This window comes from Bacteroides salyersiae (genome assembly GCF_031172035.1).
Taxonomy (GTDB): Bacteria; Bacteroidota; Bacteroidia; order Bacteroidales; family Bacteroidaceae; genus Bacteroides; species Bacteroides salyersiae.
The window spans coordinates 1,940,967-1,954,422 of sequence record NZ_CP133452.1; the positions used below are offsets into that span (position 1 = coordinate 1,940,967).

Genomic DNA, 13,456 nt, shown 5'->3' on the forward strand with positions numbered 1-13,456 from the left:
TAATGAAAAGGTATCAATTATCAATAACCATATTCTTTCTGCTATGTGCGCTTCTTCCGGGATTTGCACAGCAGACAAAAACACTTACATTGTTGCAAACCAGTGATACCCATAGCCGCATCGAGCCGATCGATGTACACGCTGCCGACAAATATGCCGGCATGGGTGGTTTTGTGCGTCGGGCTGCCCTGTTGGATCAGTTCCGTGAAAATAACCCCGATGTTTTAGTGTTCGACTGCGGAGACTTCTCGCAAGGTACACCCTATTATAACCTTTTTAAGGGAGAGGTGGAAATTAAAATGTTGAATCTGATGAAGTACGATGCAGCCACTATCGGTAATCATGAGTTCGATTTTGGTTTGGAAAACATGGCGCGTTTGTTTAAGATGGCTGATTTTCCAATCGTTTGTGCCAATTATGGCATGGAGGGTACTGTGCTCGAAGGTCTTGTGAAGCCGTACGTTATATTGGAACGTGACGGGTTGAAAATAGGAGTATTCGGGCTTGGTGCAAAAATGGAGGGGCTCGTACAGGCCGATAAGTGCGAAGGCGTAGTGTTCAAAGATCCCGTACCGGTGGCGAATGAGGTGGCTGCGAAGTTGAAAGACGTGGAAGGGTGTGATGCTGTAGTTTGTTTGTCGCATCTTGGAATAAAAGAAGATGAGATGCTGGTACATCAAACACGAAATATCGATGTCGTACTTGGCGGCCATTCCCATACTTTTATGCAGGAGCCGGTCTTTTTCCAAAATCTGGACGGTGAATCAATCCCTGTATCGCATACGGGTAAGAATGGCATTTTTGTCGGGAAAATAGATTTGACATTTGAACGGGAGTAAGGGAACGGATGCTAAACTGATAATTTGCCAATCATATATTTAGATGAGATGAAGAAATACCTGATACCTCTACTGCTTTTTTGCTTCGGTGAGTTTTTGTACGGTCAGACAAATGTACATCCTCTTCTTCTTTATAAAGCAGAACAAGATCCGCATTGCCGGCAATGGGTGGATTCGGTGATGAACCGGCTCAGCTTGAAAGAGAAGGTAGGGCAACTGTTTATTTATACCATTGCTCCGGTAGATACCAAGGCCAATCAGGCACTGTTGCGCGAAGCGGTGGATACTTATAAAGTAGGCGGTCTTTTATTTTCCGGTGGAAAAATGCAAACACAAGCTATCCTCACCAATCAGGCGCAACGTATGGCACGTCTTCCGTTGATGATTACTTTTGACGGGGAATGGGGATTGTCGATGCGCCTTCGCGGTACTCCGCTTTTTCCGCGCAATATGGTATTGGGATGTATACAGGATAATCAGTTGATTTATGAGTATGGCCGTGAAATGGCTCGTCAATGCCGTGAGCTTGGTGTACAGGTCAATTTTGCCCCTGTGGCGGATGTGAATATCAATCCGCAAAATCCGGTTATCAATAATCGTTCTTTTGGTGAGGACCCTGTGCGTGTGTCGGATAAAGTGATTGCTTATGCCAGTGGTTTGGAAAGTGGACGTGTTCTTTCTGTTTGTAAGCATTTTCCGGGACATGGAGATACGGATGTGGATTCTCATAAGGCATTGCCTGTCTTGCCTTTTACGCGTGAACGCTTGGATAGCGTGGAACTGTATCCGTTTAAAGAAGCGATACGGGCCGGGTTGAGCGGTATGATGGTAGGGCATCTCCAAGTGCCTGTTATCGAGCCTTTGAGTGGGTTGCCTTCATCCCTTTCGCGTAATGTGGTATATGGCTTATTGACGGAAGAATTAGCCTTTAGAGGGTTGATTTTTACAGATGCGCTTGCAATGAAAGGCGTTTCGGGTAATGCCGATCTTTGTTTGCAGGCTTTGAAGGCAGGGAATGATATGGTTCTCGCTCCGAGAAACTTGAAAGCAGAAGTACCGGCCGTGATCGGAGCGGTAGAGCGTGGTGAATTTTCGCGTGAGGAATTGGATCGTAAATGCCGGAAAGTACTTACTTATAAATATGCCCTTGGACTTAGCCGAAAACCGAATATACAGCTTTCCGGTTTGGGAACCCGGATCAACACACCTCAGACGCGTGATCTGATCCGCCGCTTGAATCTGGCTGCCATAACTGTTTTGAATAATAAAGAACACATCCTGCCGCTTCATGCTGATAAAGAAATGCCGCCTATGGCTCTGCTGGAAGTGGGCGATGCCGGAGAGACGGATGCACTTGCCGGCAGGTTGGGAAAATATACGTCACTGGTGCGTTTCCGTCTTCGTAAAGGGATGACAGAAGCACAGGAAAGGGTTTTGAGAGACTCGCTTTCCGGTTATCGCCGTGTTATTGTTGCGGTAAGCGAACAACGGCTGGCTCCTTTTCAGAACTTTTTTGCCGGATTGGCTACTGATAAAAAAATTCCTCCGACGGTTTATCTTTTCTTTACTCCCGGAAAGATGATGTTGCAGATATATCGTGCTGTTTCGACGGCACAAGCCGTTGTATTGGCACATTCTACGGGGCAGGATGTACAACGGCAGGTAGCCGATATCCTTTTTGCCCGTGCTTCGGCAGACGGCCGGCTTTCTGCCAGTCTTGGCGGATTATTTGCTACGGGAGCCGGGGTGACGATTACTCCGCATACCCCTCCTCATTTTAAACCGGAAGAATACGGCATGTCTTCTGTAATGCTCGATCGTATTGATTCCATTGCCCGGATGGGAATAAAAGCAGGAGCTTATCCCGGTTGTCAGATTGTGGTGATGAAAGAGGGGCAGATTTTGTATGACCGCTGTTTTGGTACTCATGCAGGAAAAGGTAGTGCGCCGGTACATTCGGCCGATGTGTATGACATTGCTTCACTTTCAAAAACAACCGGAACATTGTTAGCTTTGATGAAGCTCTATGATAAGGGACGTTTTAATTTATCGGATAAGCTCTCCGATTATTTACCGTGGTTACAGGGAACCGATAAAAAGGACATAACTATTCGTGAAATACTCTTGCACCAATCCGGATTACCTGCCGGAATCGTTCTTTATCCCGAAGCTATTGATAAAGAGAGTTATAAAGGACGTCTGTTTTCTGCACGGCGGGATGCACTGCATCCATTGCGCTTGGGGGTTACTACATGGGCGAATCCTAATTTCCGTTTTTTGCAGGGAATGACTTCCAAAGTTCGTACTTCCGAATGCAGTTTGCAGATTAGTGACAGCTTATGGCTTAGTAAGTCTTTCGTACAGGTTTTACAGGAAAAGATATCGGAGATACCGTTGAAAACCAAACAATACCGTTACAGTGATATCGGCTTTATCCTTTTGCGTTTTTTGGTGGACCGGTTGGCGGATATGCCGATGGATGAATATTTAGCGAAAGAGTTTTATGCGCCAATGGGATTGGAACGTACGTTGTATCTTCCTTTGCGCCGTCTTCCGAAGTCAGAGATTATTCCCTCGGCCAATGACCGGTTTTTGCGAAAAAGTGTACTGCAGGGGTTTGTTCATGATGAGTGTGCCGCATTTCAGGGAGGAGTCGGCGGTAATGCCGGATTATTTTCTAATGCCCGTGAAATAGCTCGTATTTATCAGATGCTTTTGAATGAAGGAGAATTGGATGGGCATCGTTATTTGAGCCGCGAAACTTGTAAGTTGTTTACTACCGAGGTCTCTAAAATCAGCCGTCGCGGGCTTGGTTTTGATAAGCCGGATATGAAAACTCCTGATAAAAGTCCTTGTACAAAATCTGCACCGGCCTCTGTATATGGGCATACCGGTTTTACAGGTACTTGTGCCTGGGTCGATCCGGATAATGAACTGATCTATGTTTTTTTAAGTAATCGTACCTATCCTGATGCAACAAACCGCAAATTAATGGAGTTGGATATTCGTCCTCGAATACAGGAAGTACTTTATAAGGCGATGAAGTAGACAAATAAGTGGTGGTTCGTGATAAGAGATTAGTGATAAGCAATTAGTGATAAAGTGATAAGTGATTAGTGGGCTGCGCGATGATGCTGCAGGGTACTAATCACTTATCACTAATTACTAATCATTTATCACTATTTAGAACGACAATCCGATACGGAAACCGAAGTTGTTCAGTTTGTCCACATTGTAAGTCAATACGTTGTCGGCTTTGTTGGTGCTATAGCTATAATACAGGGCCAGATGCAATCCCGGACCATAAGCCCATGGGTAAACATTCAAACCGACTTCCGGTGATACGTAGAAACCCCAGTTTTCGTTTCTGGATTCAAAGATGTTATAGTTAGAGCGGACTTTGGCATATTCTGTACCGAGTTTTACACCGGCATAAGGTTGCCATGCTCCACCACGGTTGAACTGATAACGTGCTGCTGCACCGAAAGGCAACTGAAAGATGGTGTGTTGCTGGTCACTGGTCATGCTACCGCCATTTACCGAAAAGGTTTCACGGCCTACATATTCATGGTTGGTGTGATAGTTTAGGAAGAGGCCTAATCCCAGGTTGGGGGTTACGAAATAACCACCTTCGAAGTTCATACCCCAGCCACTTGCATCATCTGCAAATCCATTGCTTAACGGTACATTAAATTGCCAGTCGATATTCGCATATCCATTATCTGATAATTGTGCCTTTGCCGGCATGGCAAAGACGAGAGCGAGGGCTGCGATGGCCAACACTCTGACGGAAATATATTTTATTGTCTTCATAACGTTTCTAATGTTAGTTGTTATTTGTTAGTAAGATAAGGTGATTGTGTAAATGCCTGGTTAACACCTTTCACAGCGAGTGCTTTGTTCATATTGCTGGAATAAACCAAGCCGGTCATGTAACTTGTCCATAAGATAGGCAGTTTTTCCTTTGGTCCTTCCGGTGCATCCAGATTTACAATTTCCGTGATGAATGAGTTGGTGCTATAACTATAGTTCACTGCGTATGGATAATACCATCCGCCACCCCAGTTGCCCCAGTAGCCTGAGCCCCAGTATCCGGGATAGCCCCACCACCATTCCGGTTGTCCGTAATCGGTGAAGAAATAGGTGCTTTTGATGTAACTTACTTGTATACCCAATTGAGCCTCTTCTTTAGAAGCCGCCATTGTGTAACCTCTTTGATCCATATTGCTTTTATAAGCGGCGAGAATTTCTTGTGCAGCTTCTCCTTCCAGATATTCCGGTTCTTCTTTATCGCTGATCACGAGAATTTTGTCCGGCAAGTAGTAAGTGGTGAACTCTTTGAAGTTAGCCTTCTTGTCGTAATTGGTATACACCAAATAATCATTGTCCAATTTGTCCATGTCGGGGTCTTTTTCGCAAGCAGCGAACGCAAAGACCGCCAATAAAATAGGAATTAATCTCTTCATATCTTTTATAATGTTTAGGTTAAATAAAAAAATCCTGCCCTGGTACCTTAGGCTTTTGATAGAAACAACAACTTCTGTTATAAAAGGTTCGCAGAGGTGAATGTTAAAATGTTAAAGTATGGGCCGGATTATCTCCGGAAAGGGGTTATCTTTGTACGAAATTAAAAATCGGATACGTATGAAACAGTTACCTCGCTGCTATGCAGTACTTTGGGCTTTTTCACTTTTGCTTCTGTCCGCCCGTTTATCGGCACAGGCCGGTTTACTGGAAAAAGTGGAAAATATGGCTCTTGTCGATCGTGTGAAACCGTTGGAAACAACTGAATTTGTAGAGAAATACGTTATTTATTTCTCTCAACCTCTGGATCATCGTCATCCGAAAAAAGGTTCGTTTCATCAACGTGTTATTGTGGCACACGTCGGATTCGACCGTCCTACGGTGATCGTTACCGAGGGATATGGAGCCGCTTATGCCATGCGTCCGGGCTATCGTGAGGAGTTATCACGCTTGTTTAATGCAAATATGATATTTGTAGAACATCGCTTTTTTCTGGAGTCTACTCCGGAACCGAGAGACTGGAAGTATCTGACTGCCGAAAATTCTGCCAAAGACCTGCATGCCGTGACTGCTGCATTTAAGACGATGTATCCGGGGAAATGGATAAGCACGGGTATTAGCAAAGGAGGGCAGACTTCCTTATTGTATCGTGCTTTTTTTCCGGACGATGTGGATATTTCGGTTCCTTATGTAGCACCGCTTTGTTATGGCGTGGAAGACGGCAGGCATGAGCCGTTTCTGCAGCAGGTTTCTACGGCCGAAGAGCGGAAAAAGGTCGAAGATTTCCAGTTGGAAGTGTTGAAACGAAAAAGCAGGTTATTACCCCGTTTCGAAACCTATTGCACTGAAAAGAAGTATGTCTTTCGTGCTCCGTTAGATGAAATTTATGATTTTTGTGTGCTGGAGTATTCGTTTGCACTCTGGCAATGGGGGACGGAAGTGAGTAATATCCCTTCCTCTACGGCATCGGACGAAGAGATATTCCGGCATTTGTTGGATGTCAGTGACCCGTCTTATTTTACTTGCGATAGTCCGAATGTTTCTTTCTTTGTACAAGCGGCCCGTGAATTGGGATACTACGGTTATGATATCGAACCGTTCAGAGAATATCTTTCTATTAAAAGCAGCAAGCATTATTTGCGGAGGTTGATGCTTCCGAAAGAATTACGGCATATGAAATTTCATAAAAAGCTTGGTCGGAAAATAGTGAACTTTCTGAAGGACAATGATCCGAAGATGATATTTATCTACGGGCAAAATGATCCTTGGACAGCCGCCGGTGTGACTTGGCTAAAAGGGAAGAAAAATGTGTCGGTGTTTGTTCAACCCGGTGGAAGCCATTTGGCACGGATCAGCACATTACCGGAGAGCATGAGAATGCATGTGATTTCGCAGATACAAAAGTGGCTGGACGAATAGATGTTTTTTGTTCGTTTTGTTGTATTTTATGAGTCTTTGTCGTGTTCCTCTACGAGGAAGGCGTTGTTCCTCTACGAAAAACGAAGGGAAACTCTACGAGGAACGGTAAGTTCCTCGTAGAGAAAAAGAAGACGTGTCTTAGTATATTGATATACAATGACTTATAAAAATGATGGAATGTGTGCTATTTTTACTGTTTACACTCATGCTTTCAGAGCCAGTTTAAATTATTTATAGAAGAGGTTTGAGCATTTCCGGCACTTCCACTTTTTCGAGGTTAATGGCTTCCAATTGTTTCTCCCCTTTCGGGGTCAAACTGAAATACATTTGTCTTTTATCCGTTTCCCCTAAGGCTCTTTTTATCAATCCCTTTTCTTCCACGGTTCTGATGACTTTAGAAGTGTGGGAAGTTCCCATTTCGGTACGGGCAGACAAATCTGTGGATGTCATCTCCTTTTGGGCTTCCTGCAGGGCACACAGTATCATCGCTTCATTAAGTGATAAACCGTATACTTCTTCAAACTGCGCTTCAAAGCCCGCGAGGGCTTTGTAAATATCGCGCATTATGCATATTGTTTTCATTTATCTTTTTATATAAACAGGTTAATGTTCGCATTGTCGGCGCGTTCCATATACGTAGCTACTCCGCCAATGGTTATTTCATCCAATAATTCTTCTTTTTTCACTCCCATTACGTCCATAGACATTTGACAAGCAATAAATTCCACACCATTCTCCAATGCTTGCCGGCGCAGAGATTCCAGTGAGTCTATGCCTTTGTGCTTCATTATGGACCGCATCATTTTTCCTCCTATGCCTCCCATACTCATTTTGGATAATTTCAACTTTAGTGAACTGGAAGGTAACATCATACCGAACATTTTTCCAAAAATATCCTTTTTTACTTTGGGTTTACTAAGCCGTTTTATAACGTTCAGTCCCCAAAAGGTGAAGAAGATAGTTACCTTTTGCCCGGTTGCTGCTGCACCGTTTGCCAGCACAAAGGTAGCTAATGCTTTATCAAGATCATCGCTAAACATGATAAAAGTTTTGCCTTTACCTTCGCAGGAAGTCACCAGATTACAGGCTTTCGGTTCCTCTTTTTCAATAATCACCACCGATTTTCCACCTGAACTTTCTTTAGAAATCAGCTTGTTCCCAGTGGAATTACACCATGCAGACGCATCACGCGCAAAACCGGGATCAGTGGAAATGACCTCTACCCGTTCGCCGGGAGTGAGTGTATCCATTGTTTTTTTCATTTTCAGGATAGGTCCGGGACACTGCATACCACAGGCATCCACCCGAATGACACGTGCTGATGAATCGGTGTTTGCTGACGGCTGCGGAGAAGGGGTGACGGTAGTAGGAGTTACCTTATTATCAGTGTGTTGAATGTCATTTTCTTCGTTCAGAACAATGGGTGCGGTAGCCGCCTTATAAATTTTTAATCCGCCGGAAAGGTTACGCACTTTATCGTATCCATGCTGAGAAAGTATACGGTAGGCTAAATATCCTCTTAGGCCGACGGCACAGAACACGTATACGGGTTTGTCTTTGGGAATTTCGTCAATGCGGTCACGTATTTCATCCAATGGTATGTTGACTGCGCCTGGCAATGATCCTAAAGAGAATTCATCGGGTGTCCGTACGTCCAATAGAAATTCGTGTTCCAGCCGGATATCGCGCAGATCGCGCCAATAAACAAGCTTCACTTTTTCTGCAATGATATCTTCGGCCACGTAACCTGCAATGGCTACCGGATCTTTGGCCGATGAGAACGGAGGTGCATATGCCTGTTCCACTTGCGTCAGGTCGTAGATGGTGCCTTGATGTTTGATAATAAGTGCAAATTCATCGATACGCTTGTCAACTCCGTCGTAGCCGACAATCTGTGCACCGTATAGTTTACCGCTTTCTTTATCAAACGTGATTTTGATACTCATCTGGGTAGCATCCGGATAATAACCGGCATGTGAAGAAGAATGAGTGGTTGATGAGACGTAGGCTATTTCTGCTTGTCGCAGGCGTTTACCGGGCAATCCGGTGGTCGCTACGGTGAGGTCGAATACTTTGGCAATGGAAGTACCGATAGCTCCTTCATATTTGATTTTTGCTCCTAAAAGATTGTCGGCAACGATACGGCTTTGCCTGTTGGCAGGGCCTGCGAGGTAGTTCAACCAGGGTTTTCCCGTGATCGGATGGCGGTATTCAATGGCATCGCCGATTGCATAGATCGCTTCATCTGAGGTTTGCAGGAAGTCATTTACGGCAATACCGCCGGCTTCTCCGATTGTCAGTCCGGCAGCACGTGCCAATGTCGTTTCCGGACGTACGCCGATGGAGAGTATGACGATATCCGCCTGAATCGATTGCCCGTTTTTGAATATTACTTTCAGTTCTTTTCCTGTTCTCTCAAAGGAGGCGACCGCTTGTTCCAGATATAAATTCACTCCTTTATCCATCAGATGCTGATGTACGAGGGAAGCCATCGAGAAATCGATGGGAGTCATTACCTGATTGGCCATCTCTACGATCGAGACCTTAGCTCCCAACGCATGTAAGTTTTCTGCCATTTCCAGACCGATAAATCCGGCCCCGATAACCACTGCTTTACGAACAGGGTGTTCATGGATATATTTTTTTATCCGGTCCGTATCATAGACATTTCTTAGTGTAAAGATGCCGTCGGAATCGATCCCCGGCAGAGGTGGTCTGACCGGTATTGCACCGGTAGAGATCAATAATTTGTCGTAACTTTCTTCGTATGTATCCTCACTGTTGAGACGTACGGTCACTGTTTTTTTCTTGCGGTCGATAAAGATAACTTCATTTTCTGTACGTACATCCACACGAAAACGTACGGAAAAAGCTTCGGGAGTCTGTACGAATAATTTTTCACGATCGGTTATCACATCTCCGATATAATAAGGTAATCCACAGTTAGCGTAAGAAATATACTTACCTTTTTCAAGGAGAATGATTTCCGATGTTTCGTCCATTCTTCTGATTCGGGCGGCAGTGGTTGCTCCACCTGCTACACCTCCAATGATGATAATTTTCATATTTATTTTAATTGTAAATAGTTTCCTTTGGAAATAATAACGTTCAATAAATATAAAAAGTTCATGAACTACGGAAAATACTTTCAGCTTTCAGCTCTCGATCCCTAATTTTTAGGTTCTCGGCTTTCAATTCCCAACACTTAACTTCCAACTCTCAATTTTCAACTTCCAACTACACAAGCATTTTATCCTCAAATAAAGAATTGCTGAGAGCTTGTAGCGCTTTTTTCTTATCACTGGTTTTCACAACAACGGATACGTCGTTGTTGGTACTCCCATAAGAGATCATGCGTAGCGGGATGTCTTTCAATGCTTCCATAATTTTTGCTTCGAATCCGGTATATTGCCATTTCATGTTACCTACGACGGAGATGATGGACATATGATCTTCTACTGTGACGTTTGCATATTTCGATAATTCGCGGATGATGCGTGGCAATGCTTCGTTGTTGTCCGTCGCAATAGAAATATCGGTACTGGAGGAGGTGAGCAGACACAATGATGTCTGGTATCTGGCAAATGTGTCGAAAACCTTACTGGTGAACAGATAAGGGCGCAAGGCATGATTGGATTCGAATTTAAGATAGAATATTGAGTCCTTTGCGGCAATGGCTTTTATAATACGATCGTCTTGGCTTTTGGAAATAAGTGTGCCTTCGGCTTGAGGTTCTATCGAACTGAGCAATCGTACCGGAATGTCTTTTTGACGGGCCGGTGCAATACAAAAAGGATGGAGGATTTTTGCTCCGAAGTATGCCAGACGTTCAGCTTCTTCAAAACTCAGTTTCTTTATGGGAGTGGTATTTTTTACGATACGCGGGTCGTTATTGTGCATACCGTCTATATCAGTCCATATTTGAATTTCTTCAGCATTGATAGCTGCTCCGATGAGTGAAGCGGTGTAGTCGCTTCCACCCCGTTTGAGGTTATCTGTTTCGTTGTAGGCGTTTTTACAGATGAACCCTTGGGTGATAAATAGTGGAATTCCTTTGTATTTCTTTATTAGTTCCGACAAATGTTTTTCAATGTATTCCATATCCGGTTCACCATCGGGGCCTATACGCATAAAGTCGAAAGCGGAAAGGAGTACATTGCTTTTTTTTTGTTCTTTCAAATAAAAGCTCATTAATGCTGTACTGATGAGTTCGCCTTGTGCAACTATTTCTTTTTCATCGGCAACTGTAAATGAGTTGCGGGTGAAATTCCAAAGTAAGCGAAAGCGATCCAGAATATGATCTATGGCTTGTCGCTTTATACAATCATCTTTTAATAATTTGTTGGCAAAATCCACAAAATAGAATTCAAGCTTAGTGATTTCGTTGTGAGCCTCGTCTATTTCTCTGTTGAAGATGTACGAAACTATTTTCTCCAGATGGTCTGTGGTGCCTGCTGTGGCGGAGAGTACAACTATTTTAGGATGATCATCACTAATCAGATTTGCTACATTCTTCATTCTTTCTACAGAACCGACAGAGGTTCCACCAAATTTACAGACTTTCATTGTTTCTTGTTTTTTAATACGGTTATTCTTGTTTTTATTTTCATAACCACCTTTTCATTTCAGTTCGTTTTTATCAAAATGAAAAGGAGGGAGAGATGTTTCTTATTTTCGAACTATAATCGAAAAATGCTGTTATAAAGCGGATTATACAATTAGTAGACTCTTCTTTGCTGTGACATCTCAGCTATAAAAAATCAAATGGCATGCCAAAGGTTTGGGTGATAAGATGAAAAGACGTATATTTGCGAATCCTGTTTTTACCGCTCTTTTGAATCATGAGTAAAATTCTTATTATCGATGATGAAGCCCAGATTCGTAGCTTGTTAGCACGAATGATGGAGCTGGAAGGATATGAGGTGTGTCAGGCCGGTGATTGTAAATCGGCATTGAAACAATTGGAACTTCATTCTCCCGATGTGGCTTTGTGTGATGTATTTCTTCCGGATGGAAACGGCGTTGATTTAGTGTTGGCCATTAAAAAAACGGCTCCCAATGTGGAGGTTATTCTTCTCACAGCCCATGGCAATATTCCGGATGGGGTACAGGCTATTAAAAACGGTGCTTTTGATTATATCACAAAAGGGGATGACAATAATAAAATCATCCCTTTAATCAGCCGCGCTGTAGAGAAGGCACGGATGAATGTACGTCTTGAGAAACTGGAAAAGAAGGTGGGACAGATGTATTCGTTTGATTCTATTTTGGGCGATTCTAAGGCGTTGAAAGCGGCTGTACAGTTGGCTCAAAAGGTATCTGTGACTGATGTCCCGGTGTTATTGACCGGTGAGACGGGGACCGGTAAGGAGGTGTTTGCACAAGCTATTCATTATAATAGTAAACGTGGAAAACAGAATTTTGTAGCTGTCAATTGTTCCTCATTTAGTAAGGAACTGCTGGAGAGTGAAATGTTCGGTCATAGAGCCGGTTCTTTTACCGGGGCATTGAAAGATAAGAAAGGGCTTTTTGAAGAAGCCAATAATGGTACTATTTTTCTGGATGAGATTGGAGAAATGGCTTTTGAATTGCAGGCGAAATTACTCCGTATTCTTGAAACCGGTGAATATATAAAGATAGGAGATACCAAACCGACTCGGGTGGATGTGCGTATTATTGCCGCTACTAATCGTAATCTGCCGGAAGAAATAGTAGCCGGACGTTTTAGGGAGGATTTATTCTATCGTCTTTCTGTTTTTGAGATACATCTTCCACCATTGCGTGAACGTAGTGGCGATATTAAAATCTTGGCGGAGGCATTTGTCCGTAAATTCTCAGAGAAACTTTCTTATTCGGTGACGAAAATGTCTCCGGAATTTCTTGTTGCGCTTAGCCAACAATGCTGGAAAGGAAATATTCGTGAATTACGGAATGTGATTGAACGTAGTTTGATAGTATGTGACGGAGAATGCTTGGATGTATGCGATCTGCCTCTTGAAATACAAAACAGTCATTATGAACGGTCGGATGAAGCGGCCGCTCCGGGAAGTTTCGAACTGGCAGCGATGGAACGGCGGCATATTGCCCGTGTATTGGAGTATACCAAGGGAAATAAAACCGAAACTGCCCGTTTATTGAAGATCGGGCTTACCACATTATACCGTAAAATTGAAGAATATAAACTTTGATGAATGATGCATTGATAGGGTGTGATACTGTTATACCTTTTTAATTAATCCGATATATATCCGTTAGGAAAAGTCGATATGGTACAAGTGTGCCGGGGCTTTTCAAAATAGTGTAATCCTTTTCAAAATGGAAGGGTTACACTATTTTTGTGTGTGCCTATCGTTGAACCTAATTTATTGATATATAATTGATTGTGATATAATCTTCTCTTTTGGCATATATTTGGCATATAGCAAGTCTGGTAAAAACAATTAATAACAATTTAAAAACAAGGTAAAAACATGGGAATAACATTATCATTCATTTTCTGCCTGTTTAGCGGCTTTGCTTGCTTCTGGCTATTTTGGAAATGCGTAGATTGGTTTGAGAATATTTAGAAAGAGGAGAATTAGAATTATGTATACAATACTATTTGTAATAGGTATCGCAATCTTCGGTTATCTGATGTATGTGCTCATCAGACCCGAAAAGTTTTAAACTACTTT

At 43.1% G+C, this 13,456-nt stretch carries 9 protein-coding genes and 2 pseudogenes; 5 read left to right on the forward strand and 6 right to left on the reverse strand.

Annotation, left to right across the window (positions count from 1 at the left end):
- The first annotated feature begins 2 nt into the window (after positions 1 to 2).
- The gene (locus RB604_RS07135; RefSeq protein ID WP_007478871.1) at positions 3 to 839 is read left to right on the forward strand and encodes a bifunctional metallophosphatase/5'-nucleotidase; all 837 of its coding nucleotides are present in this window, start codon (positions 3 to 5) and stop codon (positions 837 to 839) included.
- Between the two features lie 48 nt (positions 840 to 887).
- Positions 888 to 3,887, forward strand: a complete 3,000-nt coding sequence (locus tag RB604_RS07140; RefSeq protein WP_055293449.1) for a serine hydrolase domain-containing protein — start codon at positions 888 to 890, stop codon at positions 3,885 to 3,887.
- Between the two features lie 135 nt (positions 3,888 to 4,022).
- Here RB604_RS07140 and RB604_RS07145 read toward each other — a convergent pair whose 3' ends face one another.
- Both RB604_RS07145 and RB604_RS07150 read right to left on the reverse strand, forming a co-directional pair.
- Positions 4,023 to 4,652: a porin family protein gene (locus RB604_RS07145; protein ID WP_005926448.1), complete on the reverse strand. Its 630-nt coding sequence runs from the start codon at positions 4,650 to 4,652 to the stop codon at positions 4,023 to 4,025.
- A 20-nt stretch (positions 4,653 to 4,672) separates the two neighbouring features.
- Complete coding sequence (locus RB604_RS07150) at positions 4,673 to 5,305, reverse strand: DUF4136 domain-containing protein (protein ID WP_021936572.1); 633 nt, start codon at positions 5,303 to 5,305, stop codon at positions 4,673 to 4,675.
- 178 nt (positions 5,306 to 5,483) lie between these two features.
- Here RB604_RS07150 and RB604_RS07155 point away from each other — a divergent pair, with 178 nt between their 5' ends.
- Positions 5,484 to 6,782: a S28 family serine protease gene (locus RB604_RS07155; RefSeq protein ID WP_055293644.1), complete on the forward strand. Its 1,299-nt coding sequence runs from the start codon at positions 5,484 to 5,486 to the stop codon at positions 6,780 to 6,782.
- A gap of 231 nt (positions 6,783 to 7,013) precedes the next feature.
- Here the strand turns inward: RB604_RS07155 and RB604_RS07160 are convergent, their stop codons facing one another.
- The 4 genes and pseudogenes from RB604_RS07160 to RB604_RS07170 all read right to left on the reverse strand — a co-directional run bounded on the left by RB604_RS07160 (position 7,014) and on the right by RB604_RS07170 (position 11,348).
- The gene (locus tag RB604_RS07160) at positions 7,014 to 7,364 is read right to left on the reverse strand and encodes a MarR family winged helix-turn-helix transcriptional regulator (RefSeq protein WP_007478866.1); all 351 of its coding nucleotides are present in this window, start codon (positions 7,362 to 7,364) and stop codon (positions 7,014 to 7,016) included.
- A gap of 8 nt (positions 7,365 to 7,372) precedes the next feature.
- Positions 7,373 to 8,095 (reverse strand): annotated as a pseudogene (locus RB604_RS21425) (DsrE/DsrF/DrsH-like family protein); the annotation flags it as partial.
- An 83-nt stretch (positions 8,096 to 8,178) separates the two neighbouring features.
- Positions 8,179 to 9,847 (reverse strand): annotated as a pseudogene (locus tag RB604_RS07165) (FAD-dependent oxidoreductase); the annotation flags it as partial.
- Positions 9,848 to 10,019: 172 nt separating this feature from the next.
- On the reverse strand, positions 10,020 to 11,348 hold the full coding sequence (locus tag RB604_RS07170) for an aspartate kinase (protein ID WP_021936576.1): 1,329 nt from the start codon (positions 11,346 to 11,348) through the stop codon (positions 10,020 to 10,022).
- 275 nt (positions 11,349 to 11,623) lie between these two features.
- Here RB604_RS07170 and RB604_RS07175 point away from each other — a divergent pair, with 275 nt between their 5' ends.
- Both RB604_RS07175 and kdpF read left to right on the forward strand, forming a co-directional pair.
- Positions 11,624 to 12,970 (forward strand): sigma-54-dependent transcriptional regulator, encoded by a 1,347-nt coding sequence (locus RB604_RS07175; protein ID WP_005926430.1) that lies wholly within the window; start codon positions 11,624 to 11,626, stop codon positions 12,968 to 12,970.
- Positions 12,971 to 13,367: 397 nt separating this feature from the next.
- Entirely contained in the window at positions 13,368 to 13,448 is an 81-nt protein-coding gene (gene kdpF / locus RB604_RS07180; protein WP_122282111.1) for a K(+)-transporting ATPase subunit F, read from the forward strand.
- Positions 13,449 to 13,456 lie beyond the last annotated feature (8 nt).

Coding starts and splice junctions, on each gene's coding strand:
- RB604_RS07160 (WP_007478866.1), bottom strand. CDS start 7,364: ATGAAAACAATATGCATAATGCGCGATATTTACAAAGCCCTCGCGGGC.
- RB604_RS07140 (WP_055293449.1), top strand. CDS start 888: ATGAAGAAATACCTGATACCTCTACTGCTTTTTTGCTTCGGTGAGTTT.
- RB604_RS07145 (WP_005926448.1), bottom strand. CDS start 4,652: ATGAAGACAATAAAATATATTTCCGTCAGAGTGTTGGCCATCGCAGCC.
- RB604_RS07175 (WP_005926430.1), top strand. CDS start 11,624: ATGAGTAAAATTCTTATTATCGATGATGAAGCCCAGATTCGTAGCTTG.
- kdpF (WP_122282111.1), top strand. CDS start 13,368: ATGTATACAATACTATTTGTAATAGGTATCGCAATCTTCGGTTATCTG.
- RB604_RS07155 (WP_055293644.1), top strand. CDS start 5,484: ATGAAACAGTTACCTCGCTGCTATGCAGTACTTTGGGCTTTTTCACTT.
- RB604_RS07150 (WP_021936572.1), bottom strand. CDS start 5,305: ATGAAGAGATTAATTCCTATTTTATTGGCGGTCTTTGCGTTCGCTGCT.
- RB604_RS07135 (WP_007478871.1), top strand. CDS start 3: ATGAAAAGGTATCAATTATCAATAACCATATTCTTTCTGCTATGTGCG.
- RB604_RS07170 (WP_021936576.1), bottom strand. CDS start 11,348: ATGAAAGTCTGTAAATTTGGTGGAACCTCTGTCGGTTCTGTAGAAAGA.